Annotated in this window: 16 protein-coding genes; 8 read left to right on the forward strand and 8 right to left on the reverse strand. The window is 64.6% G+C overall.

The window, feature by feature from the left end; all coding sequences use genetic code 11:
* Positions 1-38: 38 nt before the first annotated feature.
* Both queC and ACP7EY_RS07505 read left to right on the forward strand, forming a co-directional pair.
* Positions 39-749: a 7-cyano-7-deazaguanine synthase QueC gene (gene queC, locus ACP7EY_RS07500; protein WP_426192019.1), complete on the forward strand. Its 711-nt coding sequence runs from the start codon at positions 39-41 to the stop codon at positions 747-749.
* 91 nt (positions 750-840) lie between these two features.
* The gene (locus tag ACP7EY_RS07505; RefSeq protein ID WP_426192021.1) at positions 841-1584 is read left to right on the forward strand and encodes a metallophosphoesterase family protein; all 744 of its coding nucleotides are present in this window, start codon (positions 841-843) and stop codon (positions 1582-1584) included.
* 4 nt (positions 1585-1588) lie between these two features.
* On the opposite strand, the gene ACP7EY_RS07510 is transcribed toward ACP7EY_RS07505, so the two are convergent.
* Entirely contained in the window at positions 1589-1957 is a 369-nt protein-coding gene (locus ACP7EY_RS07510) for a hypothetical protein (protein ID WP_426192023.1), read from the reverse strand.
* Positions 1958-2159: 202 nt separating this feature from the next.
* Here ACP7EY_RS07510 and ACP7EY_RS07515 point away from each other — a divergent pair, with 202 nt between their 5' ends.
* From ACP7EY_RS07515 to ACP7EY_RS07525, 3 genes are all read left to right on the forward strand, one after another.
* Positions 2160-2375: a hypothetical protein gene (locus ACP7EY_RS07515; protein ID WP_426192025.1), complete on the forward strand. Its 216-nt coding sequence runs from the start codon at positions 2160-2162 to the stop codon at positions 2373-2375.
* A gap of 116 nt (positions 2376-2491) precedes the next feature.
* Positions 2492-2995: a hypothetical protein gene (locus ACP7EY_RS07520; RefSeq protein WP_426192027.1), complete on the forward strand. Its 504-nt coding sequence runs from the start codon at positions 2492-2494 to the stop codon at positions 2993-2995.
* Positions 2996-3098: 103 nt separating this feature from the next.
* Positions 3099-4481, forward strand: coding sequence for an ATP-binding protein (locus ACP7EY_RS07525; RefSeq protein WP_426192029.1), 1383 nt, complete (start codon positions 3099-3101; stop codon positions 4479-4481).
* A gap of 7 nt (positions 4482-4488) precedes the next feature.
* On the opposite strand, the gene ACP7EY_RS07530 is transcribed toward ACP7EY_RS07525, so the two are convergent.
* Positions 4489-5994 (reverse strand): DUF3369 domain-containing protein, encoded by a 1506-nt coding sequence (locus tag ACP7EY_RS07530; protein WP_426192031.1) that lies wholly within the window; start codon positions 5992-5994, stop codon positions 4489-4491.
* A 328-nt stretch (positions 5995-6322) separates the two neighbouring features.
* On the opposite strand from ACP7EY_RS07530, the gene ACP7EY_RS07535 reads away from it, so the two are divergent.
* Positions 6323-6790, forward strand: coding sequence for a DUF3016 domain-containing protein (locus ACP7EY_RS07535; RefSeq protein WP_426192110.1), 468 nt, complete (start codon positions 6323-6325; stop codon positions 6788-6790).
* Between the two features lie 10 nt (positions 6791-6800).
* Here ACP7EY_RS07535 and ACP7EY_RS07540 read toward each other — a convergent pair whose 3' ends face one another.
* From ACP7EY_RS07540 to ACP7EY_RS07555, 4 genes are all read right to left on the reverse strand, one after another.
* Positions 6801-8756: a putative bifunctional diguanylate cyclase/phosphodiesterase gene (locus ACP7EY_RS07540; protein ID WP_426192033.1), complete on the reverse strand. Its 1956-nt coding sequence runs from the start codon at positions 8754-8756 to the stop codon at positions 6801-6803.
* A gap of 99 nt (positions 8757-8855) precedes the next feature.
* Positions 8856-9191 (reverse strand): hypothetical protein, encoded by a 336-nt coding sequence (locus ACP7EY_RS07545; RefSeq protein WP_426192035.1) that lies wholly within the window; start codon positions 9189-9191, stop codon positions 8856-8858.
* Positions 9188-9904 (reverse strand): hypothetical protein, encoded by a 717-nt coding sequence (locus ACP7EY_RS07550; RefSeq protein ID WP_426192037.1) that lies wholly within the window; start codon positions 9902-9904, stop codon positions 9188-9190. The genes ACP7EY_RS07545 and ACP7EY_RS07550 overlap by 4 nt, the downstream gene beginning before the upstream one ends.
* A 159-nt stretch (positions 9905-10063) precedes the next feature.
* On the reverse strand, positions 10064-10618 hold the full coding sequence (locus tag ACP7EY_RS07555) for a DUF882 domain-containing protein (protein ID WP_426192039.1): 555 nt from the start codon (positions 10616-10618) through the stop codon (positions 10064-10066).
* Positions 10619-10793: 175 nt separating this feature from the next.
* On the opposite strand from ACP7EY_RS07555, the gene ACP7EY_RS07560 reads away from it, so the two are divergent.
* The gene (locus tag ACP7EY_RS07560; RefSeq protein ID WP_426192041.1) at positions 10794-11780 is read left to right on the forward strand and encodes an LLM class flavin-dependent oxidoreductase; all 987 of its coding nucleotides are present in this window, start codon (positions 10794-10796) and stop codon (positions 11778-11780) included.
* Here the strand turns inward: ACP7EY_RS07560 and ACP7EY_RS07565 are convergent.
* The gene (locus ACP7EY_RS07565) at positions 11777-13477 is read right to left on the reverse strand and encodes a M1 family metallopeptidase (protein WP_426192043.1); all 1701 of its coding nucleotides are present in this window, start codon (positions 13475-13477) and stop codon (positions 11777-11779) included. The genes ACP7EY_RS07560 and ACP7EY_RS07565 overlap by 4 nt on opposite strands.
* A gap of 93 nt (positions 13478-13570) precedes the next feature.
* A complete protein-coding gene (locus ACP7EY_RS07570) occupies positions 13571-14008 on the reverse strand; it encodes a PsiF family protein (RefSeq protein WP_426192045.1) in 438 nt (145 codons plus the stop codon).
* Between the two features lie 162 nt (positions 14009-14170).
* Between ACP7EY_RS07570 and ACP7EY_RS07575 the strand changes: the two genes are divergently transcribed.
* The gene (locus ACP7EY_RS07575) at positions 14171-14530 is read left to right on the forward strand and encodes a DUF1428 domain-containing protein (RefSeq protein ID WP_426192047.1); all 360 of its coding nucleotides are present in this window, start codon (positions 14171-14173) and stop codon (positions 14528-14530) included.
* Positions 14531-14543 lie beyond the last annotated feature (13 nt).

Genomic DNA, 14543 nt, shown 5'->3' on the forward strand with positions numbered 1-14543 from the left:
TGATGGCGAACGCTTAAGCTCTGAGGAAACATAAATCCATGATGCATACCGACTCGGCCCTCGTCCTGTTCAGCGGCGGCCAGGATTCCACCACCTGCCTGGCCTGGGCGCTCGAGCGCTACCACCGCGTTGAAACGATCGGCTTCGATTACGGCCAGCGCCACGCCATCGAACTGACGGTGCGCCCCACCGTGCTGGCCGGCATGCGCGCCCTCGACCGCGAGTGGGATGCCCGGCTGGGCGAAGACCACATGGTCGACCTGTCGATCATCGGCCAGATCTCCGACACGGCGCTGACCAGCAACGTCGAAATCGCCATGCAGGAAAACGGTTTGCCGAACACCTTCGTGCCCGGCCGGAATTTGCTGTTCATGACGGTGGCGGCCACCCTGGCGTACCGGCGCGGCCTGACGGTGCTGGTGGGCGGCATGTGCGAGACGGATTTTTCCGGCTACCCCGATTGCCGCGACGACACCATGAAAGCCTTGCAGGTGGCCTTGAACCTGGGCATGGCCACCCGCAGCAAGCTGGAAACACCGTTGATGTGGCTCGATAAAAAACAGACCTGGGACCTGGCCGAGCAGTGCGGCGGGGTGGCGCTGGTCGAACTGATCCGCGAGCACACCCACACCTGCTACCTGGGCGAGCGGGGCCAGTTGCACGACTGGGGCTATGGCTGCGGCAGCTGTCCCGCCTGCGCCTTGCGCGCGCGCGGCCACGCCCAGTACGCGGCCAGCAGGGAGCAGTAAAATCGCGCCGGCGGCGGCCGGCCGCACATGCTAGGATGCGACCCATCCTGCATCACTGGCGGGCCGGCGACGGCCCCCGCTCTCCGCCACCATGCGCCTCGCCCTGTTGACCGACCTGCACGCCAATCGCGAAGCATTCCAGGCTTGCCTTGACCACGCCGCGCGCCACGGCGCCGATCACTATGCCTTCACGGGCGACCTGGTCGGCTACGGCGCCGATCCCGGCTGGGTGGTCGACACCGTCATGGCCTACGTGGCGCGCGGCGCCATCGCCGTGCAGGGCAACCACGATTATTTCGCCACCGTCGCCGCCCGCGCGCCCATGCATGCCGAGGCGCGCGAAGCGATCGAATGGACGCGTAGTGAACTGAGCGAGGAACAAGGTGCTTTCCTGGCCGCGCTGCCCCTGACGCAAGAGCGGGCCGACATATTGTTCGTCCACGCCAGTGCAGCCGCGCCCGCCCGTTGGGACTACATCAACAACATTGATGACGCCGAGCGCAGCCTGCGCGCCACCGACCGCAAACTGGTGTTTTGCGGCCACGTCCACGTCCCGGCCCTGTACCGCCGCGCCGCCGACGGCACGATGGGCAGTCACGCGCCGCGCCCGGGCGTGTCGCTGCCGCTCAGGCGGCAGCACCAGCACCTGGTCATTCCCGGCGCGGTGGGCCAGCCGCGCGATGGCGATTGCCGTGCCTGTTACGCGCTGTACGACGACGTCAGCCGCACACTGGTCTACTACCGCATTGCCTACGACCATGGCGCGGCGGCGCGGCGGGTGATTGCCGCCGGTTTGCCGATCGTGTTTGCGATGCGGCTGATCGAGGGTTTGTAGCGGTTCAGGCGGCGACGGGTTTGGCCTTGGCGCGGCGGCTGAGCAGCCAGCAGACGATCGCCAGCGGGATCAGCACCGGCAGCAGCAGCGGCACCAGGGCCGCCGCCACCACCAGGGCGACCAGCGCCAGCACCCCCATCAGCACCACGCCGACGCCGGCAAACACCACCGCCAGCACGAGGCCGACGCACAGGGCGACGACGCCGCCGATGAGCAGGCCGCCACCGGCCAACAGCAAGCCCAGCACGGCGCCCAGCGGGCCGTCGAGGTCCTCGCCGTCGACATCGACGTCGAAGCCGTGGGTGTGCGACACCATTTTCCAGGCGAGCATGGCGAACAGGAACAGGATGACGACAGGGGCGATGCGTTTCATGGGGTGCCTCTCGGTGGCGGGTTGGTATGTTGCCACTGTATTGAGGCCGCCCCCGACTGCACAGCCGATTGCGACAGGCTGCAACATTGGCGGCACCAGCGCGGCAAATTCGCCGACGGACGTCGGTATGGGGCGCTCCCGGTCTCATTGCTTGTAAATGCCGCGTCCTTGCCTATACTGAGGAGCTTCCAGAGGAGGCACCATGCTTGCAGACCCGACCACACTCGACGCGCCGACGATGGCGTGCTACCAGTTCGCCAGGAGCGGCCCCAAGACGCCGCCCTCGGCGCCGCCGGCAATTCCACCCATCATCATCAACCCCTTCAGCTATCACACGCCGGCGCCCGCCATCGATCCCCTGCACGTGCCGCCCGGACCACCGCTGGCGCCGCCACAGGGGCCGCGCCAGCGCCTGTAGCCGAAAGCGCCGTCGACACGCTGCGCTATGCCCACGCAGTGCGCGGGGTTTAGGTAAAATCGTGCATTGGCCGATGCACGCCGTTGGCCCCGCCCTGATTGACGAAAGTAGCGCACATGATCGATGACCCGATGAACGAACAAGCCGATGACGACGCCCCGGTGCAGGAGCCGCGCCTGTGGAAAGGCATGGGCTGGACCGCCAAGGTCATCAAGAACGACGAGGACGAAGGCTGGGCCGTGGCCATGATCAAGGACGGTGAGCCGGAGCCGGCCCTGGTGGGACCGTGGACCATGGGGCGCGACAAGAAAAACCCCAAGCCGCTCGACATGTCGGCCTTTAATACCCTGGTGAAAACCGCGTCGGAAGTGTTGCGCCGCCACGAGCAGCAATTGCACGCCCAGTTGCACAAGAGCCTGATCCTGTTCTCCAACGGCGAAGAGCTGAAAATCACCCTCGATATCGTTCCCGACGACGACCACCCGTATGCCTTGCTCAGCGCCATCGACATGGCCGGCGAGCGGCTGGCGCAGGTGCGGGTGCGGCCCGATTACAAATTGTCGCCGGCCAAGGCCACCGAATGGGTGGAGGCGGACTACCCGGCACCGCGCGGCGTGTAAAAGCATCAAAGCGCACCACAAAAAACGACACTTTGACGGATGCCAGGCACAGCGGGCAACGGGAACTGCTAGTATTTCTCTAATGCATTAATTAGAGGATCCGATGAACGACCGTCTCGTCCGCCTGGAAACCGTCCAGGCCATGCTGCTCGAACTGGGGCAGATGTCGACCGCCGGCGGCGACATTACCGAATTCATCCGCGCGGTGCACCGCTCGCTGGGCCGCATCATGTATGCCGCCAATTTTTATGTCGCCCTGTGCGACAACGCCAGCGAGCGCGACGTGCGCTTCGTGTATTTCGTCGACGAGATCGACGCCACCCCCGATCCCGAGCAGGTCGAGACGCTGGCCTCGCCCGACGAGTCGCCCACCGCCTGGGTGATCCTCAACCGCCGCCCGCTGGTCATGACGGCCGAGGAAGACCTGGCGGCGCACCCCGAGCGGGTCGGCTGGGGGCAGGGCAGCACGGCCGAACACTGGATGGGCTGCCCCCTGTTCGACACCCAGCACCAGGTGATCGGCGCCATCGTCATCCAGAGTTATTCGCCGGCGCACCACTACAGCCTGGAGGACCAGGGCCTGTTCAATTTGCTGGCGGGCCACGTGTCGAATGCGCTGCAGGGGATGCAGAGCATGGACCGGCTGGAAAAAGCCGTGCTGGAGCGCACGGCCTTGCTGGAACAACGCAATGTCGCCCTGCAGCAAGCCCAGGCCGAGCTGGTGCGCCAGGAAAAGCTGGCCTCGCTGGGACGGCTGGTGGCCGGCGTCGCCCATGAAATCAACACGCCGCTGGGCATCTGCGTCACCGCCACCAGCCACCTGGTGCAGGAACTCAAGCTCACGCGCGAGGAACTGGCGGCCAACACCATGACGGCCGAGAGCCTCGAGATGTTTCTCGACATCGTCGATCAGTCGCTGCGCATCTTGACCACCAACACCCAGCGCGCGGCGGCCCTGGTGCGCAGTTTTAAACAGGTGGCGGTGGACCAGTCGTCGGACGATATCCGCAGTTTTAACCTGAATAACTATATACACGAAGTGCTGTTGTCGCTGCAGCCCAAGCTCAAGGGGCGGCCCGTCAAGGTGGCGGTGCAGTGCGAGCCGGACATCACGATGGAAAGTTTTCCTGGCGCGGTGTCGCAGATCCTGACGAATATGCTGGTCAATTCACTGGTGCATGGCTTCGAGTACGAGCAGGCGGGCGCCATCGTCATCAGCGCCGCGCTCGACGGCGACACGGTGGTGCTGACGTATGCCGACGACGGCGCCGGCATGGATGCCGAGACGCTCCATAAACTGTTTGACCCTTTCTTCACCACCCGGCGCGGCAGCGGCGGCAGCGGGCTGGGCGCGCACATCCTGTTCAACCTGGTGACGGGGCCGCTGGGCGGCACCGTCAAGGTCGAGAGCGCCCCGGGACGGGGACTCAAATACGCGCTGCGCTTTCCCCGCAGCCGACGGCCCGAGCGGCGTGCGGTCGGTTGAGCTCAGATTAGTCGGGCCAGCGCTCGTTGATCTCGACGGCCTTGTCGATGTTGGCGATCAGCAGTTCCACATACTGGGGATCGAGGTGGTGGCCCGCCACTTCGCGCAAATGCTCGGTGACCCGGGCGATCGGCCAGGCATCCTTGTAGCAACGGCTGTGCGACAGGGCATCGAACACATCGGCGACGGCGACGATGCGGGCGTAGCGGTGGATGTTGTCCCCCTTCAAACCTTGCGGGTAGCCGCTGCCATCGTATTTCTCATGGTGCTGGTGCGCAATCACCGCGGCCGCCTTTAAAATCGGCCGGGTCGACCCATCGAGGATCGACAGGCCCACGGTGGGGTGCTGCTTCATGATTTCCCACTCTTCCGGCGTGAGCTTGCCCGGTTTGAGCAGCACCGCGTCGGGGGTGGCGATCTTGCCGATATCGTGCATGGGCGCCGCGTGCATCAGCACCGCCGTTTCATCGTCGGGCAAACCGGACGCCTGGGCCAGCAAGTGGCAGATCTGTGCCATGCGGCGCACGTGGTTGCCCGCCTCGTGGGAGCGCGATTCGACGACGTCGCCCAGCCGCAGGATCAGCTCGGCCTGGGTGTCCGTGATTTCCTGGTTGAGCAGGATATTGTCGAAGGCGATCGCCACGCCGGAACAGAAGACCTCGAGCAACTGGGCATCGATCTCGGAAATTTCTTCCACGCCTTTGAGCACCAGCAGAGAAGCCTTGCCGCTGGCGTTGGGAAAATAGCCGACATAGGTGTTGCCGTGCAGGCGAGAAATACGGTTGTGGCGCACTTCGTCGAGCTGGGCGATCAGTTCCGCCGAGATGACGTCGGTGTCGAGATCGCCGATCTGGGCCAGCACCTCGTACTGGGCCTCGCCCGTGATGACGCTGGCGCCGGACAGGCGCAGCAACATGCTTTGCTCGAGGCGCAGCAGGGCGACGACTTGTTGCAGCAGGCCGCTGGCAAAGTCTTTCAGATTGCGCTGCTGGAAAATATGGGCTGACGCCGCGATCACCCGTTCGAGCCCTTCGCGGTAGGTGGTCTGGGCGCGGCGCGCCTCTTCCACCTTCATGATGTCGCGGTAGGCGCGCAGGGCGGCGAAGGTGGTGGTGAACAACTTGGTGCGGTCGAGCTCGGTCTTTTCCTTGTAGTCGTTGATGTCGTAGTCGACAATCACGCGCTCTTCCGGCGCCTGGCCGGGCTGGCCGGTGCGCAGGACGATGCGGGTGAACTGGTTGTCGAGGTCCTTGCGCATCCAGCGCGCCACTTCCAGGCCGCTGTCTTCGCGCTCCATCACGACGTCGAGAAACACCAGCGCGATGTCGCTTTCGCGCGCGAGGATTTCCTTGGCCTGCGCGCCGCTGTAGGCGTGCAAAAAAGTGAGCGCACGCTCATCGAGGCGAAAGCGCGACAGCGTCAGCTTGGTCACATCGTGAATATCCGGTTCATCATCAACCAGCAGTACTTTCCACGGAGCGGGTTTGGGCGCGGCGGACGATAGAAATGACATGGACAATTCCGGTAGAAATACGTGAATCGTGGACAAATTATTGCCTGATGGAAGTTAATTGATTGTAGTATGAGAAATGCCCATTAACAATAATTACAATAAATCAGGCGACATGTATGCAACATGGAATGCCATCATGGTCAATCGGCCAAATGGGCTATTGCGCTGCCCGCGCGCACGAACGGCGCCGATTGGGCGTATATTCATGCTCATTGATTACGTCCAGCGGAGCGCGCAAGCGTGTCGCCCGCGCCCAGAGGGGAATTCCATGAAATGCAGGCAAACCACGAGTAAGTCAACCAGCAAGGCCACCGCTGCCTTGCTCGCCGTGCTGGCGCTGGGCGCGGCCGCTGTACCGGGCGCTGCGATGGCGGCCGTCACGGTCACTTTTGTGCAAGCTGAAAACTTCCGCGATCTGCCGTTCTCGCCCAGCGACCGCGAGCGGGTGCTCAAGGAGCTCGGGGAATTCTTCGTCGGCCTGGAAAAACGCCTGCCGCCCGGGCAGGACCTGAAGATCGAGGTGCTCGACCTGGACATGGCGGGCCGCATGGTGCCGAATTTTCGTGCCGGCCAGGACCTGCGGGTGTTGAACGGCGGCGCCGACTGGCCGCACATGACGCTGCGCTACAGCCTGTCCGCCAACGGCGCGGTGCTGGCGTCGGGACAGGATCATCTCAACGACATGGCGTACCTCGATCGCATCAACGGGTATGTCGACGGCGATTCGCTGCGCTACGAAAAGCGCATGGTCGACGACTGGTTCAAGGCGAAATTCGCGGCAGCCCCCAAGCGCTGAGGGCGGCGGTTTAGTTCGCCAGCAGCATCGACTCGAATTGCGGCGCCGCCATGGCGTGGCCGAACAGGAAGCCCTGGGCGAAGTCGCAGCCCGCTTCCTTGAGCAGCGCCGCCTGCTGCGGCGTTTCCACCCCTTCGGCCACCACCTGCAAGCCCAGCTTATGGGCCATCACGATGATCGCTTCGCACAGGGCGACATTGGCGGCGTCGAACTCGAGGTTGTAGACGAAGGACTTGTCGATTTTCAGGAAGTCGAGGGCGAAGCGGCGCAGGTAGGACAGCGACGAATAACCGGTGCCGAAGTCGTCGAGTGAAATGGCGATGCCCGCCTGTTGGAACGCCAACAACTGCTTGAGCACATCGATGTCCGAGGAGAGCAACAAGCCTTCCGTGATTTCCAGCCCCATTTCCGGCACCGTTGCCGACTCGCTCAGCCAGCGCCGGCAGTGCCCGCCGTCGCCGTCATAAAACTGCAGGGGCGACACATTGACATTGATGGTCAGTTCCGGATCGTACTGGCGCCAGTTGCGCGCCTGCGCCAGCGCGCGCTGGAAGACCCAGTCGCCGATGGTGGTGATCAAGCCCGTATGCTCGGCAATGGGGATGAATTCGAGCGGGCTGATTTCGCCCCGTTCCGGGTGCTGCCAGCGCAGCAGGGCTTCGGCCTTGCGGATGCGCCCGCTTTCGAGGTCGACGATGGGCTGGTAGTACACCTCGAGCTGTTCTTCATCGACGGCGCGGCGCAGCTCGTTGCTGATGGTCATGCGGTTTTGCGCGGCATCTTGCATGCTGCTCTTGAAGTAGGCGAAGCGGTTGCGGCCCCGTTCTTTCGAGCGGTACATGGCCTGGTCCGCATTGCGCAGCAGTTCGCCGGCCGTGCTGGCGTCGCGCGGAAAAATGGTGATGCCGATGCTGGCCGAGATATACGCCATTTCTTCGTCGATCATGAAGGGGCGCGCCAGGTCGTCGCACAGTTTTTGTGCCAGGTCCGTGACGTAGCCGAGGTCGTGCAGTTCGGCCAGGGTGATGGTAAATTCGTCGCCGCCGAGCCGGGCCACGGTGTCGCTGCCGCGCACATGGCTTTGCAGGCGCCGGCCCACCGCCTTGAGCAACTGGTCGCCCGCTTCGTGACCGCGGGTGTCGTTGATTTCCTTGAAGTGGTCGAGGTCGATGAACAGCAGGGCCAGCGGCAGACCGCTGCGCAGGGCCTTCTTGATGTCGATGTCGAGCCGGTCCTGGAACACATTGCGGTTGGCCAGGCCCGTCAGTTTGTCGATGTTCACTTCGCGCAGCGCCTGCTCGACCTGCTGTCGGTTGCGCACCTCGCGGCGCAGCGCATGGGCTTGCTGCTGCAGCCCGGCCACGCTGCGTTGCAGGGTGTCGCGCCGGGCCAGCGCATCGAAACTTTCCGCTGGCCGCACTTCGCTGTGCAGGCAGCAGGTCTGGTGGAAGCTGGCCTGGTCTTCGGCGCCGGGAAAGGCCGCCAGCGGATACAGGCACAGCATGTCGAACGGTATGTCTTCCATCAGCGCCACCACCATTTCCTCGACCAGGATGGCGCCGTCGCGCAGCGGCGGTGCGCTGTCCGTGCCGGGATTGCTGCGGTCGGCGCGCAGCAGGGCGCCCACTTCGGCCAGCACCGCCAGCGGGCCTGGCGCCTGGGCCTGGGCGTCGCGCAGGATGACGCCCAGGCTGCGCTCGAAGCGCTGCGGATCGGGCAGGCCATCGACCATGAACTGCGACAGGACATCGTGGGCGTCGAGCGGCCGGTAGCAACCGACGGTGGCGGCGGTCTTGTCGTCGAGCAGGCCCTGGTGGCGCAAGGCCGCTTCCATGGCGCGCAGGTGGGGAGCCGTCGCCAGGGCCACGGCAGTGGCGCCATTGGCCAGCGCCGTGCCGACATAGTCGACCATGGCCTTGACCAGAAAACGCTCATTTTCGTAAAACTGCACGGTGTGATCGAGCATACGCAGGGCTGAACAACCTCGACGGAGACCCGCAGGCGCATGGTCTTCACAGGGTCCAGTGTAGACCGGACGGGCGCCAGTTTGCGCACGGTCCGCCGATTATTTTTGCACGGGCACCTGGTAGACCAGCGGCGCGCTGCGCGTTTTGGTAACGATGCCGCGCGCGTCGAGCACCACCACGTATTCACCATGGCTGGCCGTGGCGCCCGGGCCGGCGGGCAGCAGATAACGCCACACTTCGGTCCCGCTGTCGAAACGGATCGACGTGGTGGGGCCGAGCCTGGCGAGCAGTTCGGCCCGCGTGGTGATGCCGGGCTGCACCTGCGCGGTCTTGCTGTCGGTCACTACCGTGCCAGGCGGAACAGCGGCGCTGGTGGCGCAGCCGGCCAGGGCCAGCGCGACGACGACGGCCAGCAGGGCGCGGGAGGCGCTCATGATGCGCCGCCGTCGATAAAGTCGAACTCGACCAGGGTATCGTCCGGCCAGCGGGGGTCCCAGATGGGGGCGTAATAACTGCGCTCGAGCAGTACCTGGCAGTCGCAGTAGGGCAAGGTCTCGGCCGTCTGGTCGCCGGCCGCGTACAGCAATTTGAACGGCAAGGCGGCCCGTTGTTCGCCGTAGTGCAAGGTCACGCCGTAGATGGGCCGCTCGGCGAAGAACAGATAATTGCCGTCCGGGCTCGCGCACACCTTGTCGGTGTCGGTGAGCATGTTCGACAGCCAGCCGAAGATGGGTGCGCTGTTGGAAATGAGCCCCGCGTCCATGCCGACCTTGCATTCGAGGCGCAGGTCGCCCAGTCGGCGCACATTGTCGGGCAAGCCGGGCGTGCGCACCGAGGCGCGCCAGGTCATGCTGTTGGTCTTGCGGTTGGCCAGCACGGCGGCGTCTTCGCGCAGGGCGAGGTCGTTGCGGGGCAGGACAAAGCTGTTGTCCTCGTCAACCGGTACTGGCAGCGTGGCGCTGTCGCCGGCAATGCGCAAGGTGATGCCCGTCATTTTTGCCGTCGACACGCGCGGCAGCAGGCGAAAGCGCAGCGTGGCCTGGGGCGCGAGCGCATGTTCGCGCTCGAAGCGGTCCATGCCCTTGACCATGCGGCGGTACGACTTGTCGACGGGATCGCGGGTGCTGGCGACGGTGACGCTCTGCATGGGAGCGCCGGGCGGTGGCGGTGGCGCGGTTTGGGCAACTGCCGTGCCGGCCAGCGCAAGCAGGCAAGCTGCTAAACAAGATCTATTTGACATCGCTGCATGGTACACCGATCGGTTTCCGATCGACGCACCCCTGAACCGGCGCTGCCTTGCGCACGCTTACCAGTGGCGCACGCGCCCCGTATCGAGGTGGACAAATTGCGAGTCGGCATAGTAGCCCACCCCGCCGCCAGCGGCGCGCAGGGCGGCCCCGCGCAGGTTCGTCAGGGCCGTGCCGGGCATGCGCACGTCGATGGCGCGCCCGTCGAGATGCATGCTGTGGCGGGCGACGCCGTTGGTGGTGTCGGCCAGCAACTGGTTCGTTTCCGGCGAGCGGTAACCGGAGATGATGTGCACGACGCCGCCCGGCTTGACCTGGGTGCTGACCTGGTCGAGCAGCAACAGCAGGGCCGGGTCGATGGGGGCGACCTTGTTGTTACGGTGGTCGCGCAGCAGCTTGTTGATGTCGCTGAGCGACTCCGGCACGAAGCGGCCTTCGGCCCAGTACGTGGCCTTGATCGATTCCCCCGTGTGGGTGTTGTACATGGACAAGGTGCGGTCGCGCCGGGCGGCCAGGGGCGCGGCGGCAGCGCTGGCAGTACGGCCCAGCATGGGCACGCCCAGGGCGGTGGCAAGTACAGCGGAACGCTTGAAAAAATCGCGGCGTTGGGTCATTGAAAACCTCCAGGCTGATTGCAGCAAAGGTTGACTATACCGGGATTTGGCGACGGGCGCACAAGTTGCGAGAGTGCAAACGGTGGCGGGACGGCGTGCGCAAACGGCGAGGCGGCCGACGCGATTTGGCGGGCAGGCATAGAATGTTTGATCTTTTATCACACTGTGAGCCCCCATGATTCCCTTGTCCGTGCTCGATCTGGCGCCGATTGCCGAAGGTGACGATGCCGCCCAGGCCCTGAAAAACAGCCTGAGCCTGGCCCAGCACGCCGAGCGCCTGAACTTCCAGCGTTTCTGGCTGGCCGAACACCACGGCATGCCCGGCATCGCCAGCGCCGCCACGGCCGTGCTGATCGGCCACGTGGCCGGCGGCACCAGCCGCATCCGCGTGGGCGCCGGCGGCATCATGCTGCCGAACCACTCGCCGCTGGTCATCGCCGAACAGTTCGGCACCCTGGCCTCGCTGTACCCGGGCCGCATCGACCTGGGCCTGGGCCGCGCGCCCGGTTCCGATCAATTAACGGCGCGCGCGCTGCGCCGCAACCTGTCGGCCGATGCCGACGAGTTCCCCCAGGACGTGCTCGAGCTGCAAGATTACCTGTCCGACGCGCCGCGCCAGCGCGTGCGCGCCGTCCCTGGCACGGGCTTGAAGGTGCCCCTGTGGATACTGGGCTCGAGCACCTTCGGCGCCCAACTGGCCGCGCACCTGGGCTTGCCGTACGCCTTCGCCTCGCACTTCGCACCCCAGCAGATGATGGAGGCGGTGGCGCTGTACCGCGCGAACTTCAAGCCGTCCGCGCAGCTCGACAAGCCCTACGTAATGCTCGGGTTTAATGTGTTCGCCGCCGACAGCGACGAGCAGGCGCGCCTGCTGGCGACGTCGATGCAACAAGCCTTCGTCAACCTGCGCACGGGACGGCCCGGCAAATTGCAGCCGCCCGAAGCGGGCTACCTCGAGCGCTTGCCGGGCGAGGCGCTGGCGATGCTCGATTCGGTGCTGTCGTGTTCGGCCATCGGCGCGCCTGCCACCGTCAAGCAGGCCATGGCGGCCTTCATCGACCGCACGGGGGCCGACGAATTGATGGTGACCTCGCAAATCTTCGACCACCAGGCGCGCCTGCGCTCGTACGAGATCACGGCGCAGGTGCACGGCATGGTTTAATTGTCCTTCTTGCGCCGGCTCTTTTCGTAGGCCTGGTACGCTTCGATGTGTTCGAGGCGGCGCAGCAGTTTCGAATGGGGGTCGATGGTGTAGGTGCTGCCGGCCGGCACGCTGATGCTGCCGCTGCCATCGGCCATCGCCAGCGTCTCGATCCTGTCGCCAACCCGCACTTCCACGGGCATGGGAAACGGCGTGTTCTTCTCCGTCTTCCAGCGCAGCGTCAAGCTGGCGCCGACGGGGGTGACGACCAGTTCGGGCAGCGCTGCCTGGTACATGTACACGTCGAAGAACCACTTCAGGTCGCGCCCGCTGGCGGCATTGACCAGTGCGATGAACTCGGTGGTGCTGCCGTAACGGGGCACCAGCGTGCCGGGCAGGGGGGTATCGGTGCCATAGACTTCCTGGCGCACCGCCTTGAAGAAGGCGGCGTCGCCCACCAGGTTGCGCAAGGTGTGCATGACGAGCGCGCCCTTGACGTAAATATCCTGGCCGGGGCCGCCCCGTTTCTGGTCATACACGTCTTCTTCCGCGCGCGCGCTGCCCGACACCAGCGGCGCCTTGTTGGCAACGCCGGCGCGCATGCGCATCAGGGCCGCATAATATTCCTGGTCGCCCCGCAGGTATTGCATGTACAGGGGCTGCATGTAGCTGCCCAGGCCCTCGTGGATCCACATGTCGTCCCAGTTGGCGTTGGTGACCTGGTTGCCGAAATATTCGTGGGCGAATTCGTGCTGCAACAAATCGTCGTAGCCGTACATGGTCTTGGCGTACTCGTTGCCATAGGCATTGATGGTCTGGTGCTCCATGCCCTTGTGCGGGGTTTCGACGACGCCCATTTTTTCGTCGCCGAACGGGTAGGGGCCGATGGTCGATTCAAAAAAATCGAGCACCAGCGAGAATTCCTTGAGCAGTTCCTTCGCTTTCGCCTCGCTGCTGGGCAGGTACCAGAAGCGCAGGGGAATGGTGTTGCCGAAACGGCTGCGGTACGCTTCCGACAGCAGTTTATACGGGCCCACGTTGACGGAAATGCCGTAGGTGCTGGGGTTCTTTGCGCGCCAGTGCCAGGTGCGCCAGCCATCTTTTTCGTCCATGCCCAACGCCACGCCAGCGCCGGCGGCCACCAGTGGCGCCGGCACGCTGATGTGCTGATCGACCAGCAAGGCCTTGCCCTGCGGATGGTCGATGCACGGCCAGAACAGGTCGCAGCCTTCGCCTTGCACGGCGCTGGCCACCCACGGCTGGCCGTCCGGCGTCGTCGACCAGACAAAGCCGCCGTCCCACGGCGCTTTTTTCGCCACGTGCGGCGCGCCGTGGTACTGCACGCGCACCTTGACGCGCTCGCCGGCCGCGAGCGCCTGCGGCAGCTTGATCGTCAACTGGCCATCGGGGTTGCTCCAGGCGGTGGACGGCAGCGCCTGGCCGTCGATGGCGATGGCGTCGATCGGCAACTGGCTGTCCAGGTCGAGCACGATGCGCGCCAGCGCCGACGTCGCCTTGAACGTGAGCGTGACGTCGCCGACAATGGTGCGGCTGCGGGGATCGATGCGCAGGCCCAGGTCGGCATGCTCGAACAGCACCGCCAGTTGTTCGGCGGGCCGCTCGGCGCCCGACGCGGCGGTACGGGCGGTCAGGGGGGCCTGGCTGGTGGCGCAGGCGGACAGGGCAAGGCAGGCGGCAACAATGAGCGCTGATTTCATCGGGATGGCAGGGGCTGTGAAAGGAAAAGTGCGAGAAATCTAACACACCCCTTCACGATGTTGCAATAAATCATCAGCTGCCGGCGCGGGACCTTACTTGGTGCTCAGGCAGGTTTTCATGAAGGCCTTGCGCTCATCGCCCTTCTTGCCGGTCGCGTCGGTATTGCACGCCTTCATTTTCTGCTGCTGGGTCATGGCCACTGGCGCCATCGGCTGGTCGCTCAGGCATGATTTCATGAAGGCTTTGCGATCGTCGCCCTTTTTGCCGGCGGCATCGGTGTTACAGGTCTTCATTTTTTCCTGCTGCGCCGTCATCGGCTTGTCCACCGACACCACGGGCGCCTTGGCCGACAGGCAGGTTTTCATGAAGGCCTTGCGCTCGTCGCCTTTTTTGCCAGCGGCATCGGCGTTACAAGTGCTCATCTTGCTCTGCTGTGCGGTCTTGGCCGCCGGTTCGGCCGGCGCGGCATGGACGCCGAAAGCGACGGCCGACAAAGCGAAGGCGAGAGAGGCGGTGAGCGAATTTTTCATGTGATTTCCCCGGGTGTGATGGGCAAGATGCCGAAAGGCATGATGCAACCAAAGCGCCAAAAGCTCAAGGACAATACGCCAGGGGCGCACGCCGGCCTCGCTTGTGTTTTTTGTCACGCCTGTTAATCTGGTATCTTGTCCAATCCAGTCCAGGAGAGATTCATGTCTTACGTCGATGGTTTCGTTGTGCCCGTGCCCCGTGCCAAGCTCGATGCCTACCGCGCCTTGTCGCGCCTGGCTGGCGCCATCTGGCGCGAATACGGCGCCCTGCGTTTTCGCGAATGCGTGGCCGACGACGTCAAGTCCGGCCAGTGGACCTCGTTCCCCCAGAGCGTCAAACTGGAGGACGACGAAGTGGTGGTATTTTCCTGGATCGAGTACAACTCGCGCGCGGAGCGCGACAGCATCAACGAAAAAGTCATGCAGGACCCGCGCCTGACCGAGGCCATGCGCGCCGAGAACATGCCGTTTGACGGCAAGCGCATGATCTACGGCGGCTTCGAGACCATGATCGACCTGTAAGGGGGGCCGGCAG

Source organism: Massilia sp. DWR3-1-1, assembly GCF_049898325.1.
Taxonomy (GTDB): Bacteria; Pseudomonadota; Gammaproteobacteria; order Burkholderiales; family Burkholderiaceae_D; genus JAFCUW01.

What these genes read in the sequence shown, in the direction of transcription:
- queC (WP_426192019.1), top strand. Translation starts at nt 39, where the DNA reads ATGATGCATACCGACTCGGCCCTCGTCCTGTTCAGCGGCGGCCAGGAT.
- ACP7EY_RS07505 (WP_426192021.1), top strand. Translation starts at nt 841, where the DNA reads ATGCGCCTCGCCCTGTTGACCGACCTGCACGCCAATCGCGAAGCATTC.
- ACP7EY_RS07510 (WP_426192023.1), bottom strand. Translation starts at nt 1,957, where the DNA reads ATGAAACGCATCGCCCCTGTCGTCATCCTGTTCCTGTTCGCCATGCTC.
- ACP7EY_RS07515 (WP_426192025.1), top strand. Translation starts at nt 2,160, where the DNA reads ATGCTTGCAGACCCGACCACACTCGACGCGCCGACGATGGCGTGCTAC.
- ACP7EY_RS07520 (WP_426192027.1), top strand. Translation starts at nt 2,492, where the DNA reads ATGATCGATGACCCGATGAACGAACAAGCCGATGACGACGCCCCGGTG.
- ACP7EY_RS07525 (WP_426192029.1), top strand. Translation starts at nt 3,099, where the DNA reads ATGAACGACCGTCTCGTCCGCCTGGAAACCGTCCAGGCCATGCTGCTC.
- ACP7EY_RS07530 (WP_426192031.1), bottom strand. Translation starts at nt 5,994, where the DNA reads ATGTCATTTCTATCGTCCGCCGCGCCCAAACCCGCTCCGTGGAAAGTA.
- ACP7EY_RS07540 (WP_426192033.1), bottom strand. Translation starts at nt 8,756, where the DNA reads ATGCTCGATCACACCGTGCAGTTTTACGAAAATGAGCGTTTTCTGGTC.
- ACP7EY_RS07545 (WP_426192035.1), bottom strand. Translation starts at nt 9,191, where the DNA reads ATGAGCGCCTCCCGCGCCCTGCTGGCCGTCGTCGTCGCGCTGGCCCTG.
- ACP7EY_RS07550 (WP_426192037.1), bottom strand. Translation starts at nt 9,904, where the DNA reads ATGCAGAGCGTCACCGTCGCCAGCACCCGCGATCCCGTCGACAAGTCG.
- ACP7EY_RS07555 (WP_426192039.1), bottom strand. Translation starts at nt 10,618, where the DNA reads ATGACCCAACGCCGCGATTTTTTCAAGCGTTCCGCTGTACTTGCCACC.
- ACP7EY_RS07560 (WP_426192041.1), top strand. Translation starts at nt 10,794, where the DNA reads ATGATTCCCTTGTCCGTGCTCGATCTGGCGCCGATTGCCGAAGGTGAC.
- ACP7EY_RS07565 (WP_426192043.1), bottom strand. Translation starts at nt 13,477, where the DNA reads ATGAAATCAGCGCTCATTGTTGCCGCCTGCCTTGCCCTGTCCGCCTGC.
- ACP7EY_RS07570 (WP_426192045.1), bottom strand. Translation starts at nt 14,008, where the DNA reads ATGAAAAATTCGCTCACCGCCTCTCTCGCCTTCGCTTTGTCGGCCGTC.
- ACP7EY_RS07575 (WP_426192047.1), top strand. Translation starts at nt 14,171, where the DNA reads ATGTCTTACGTCGATGGTTTCGTTGTGCCCGTGCCCCGTGCCAAGCTC.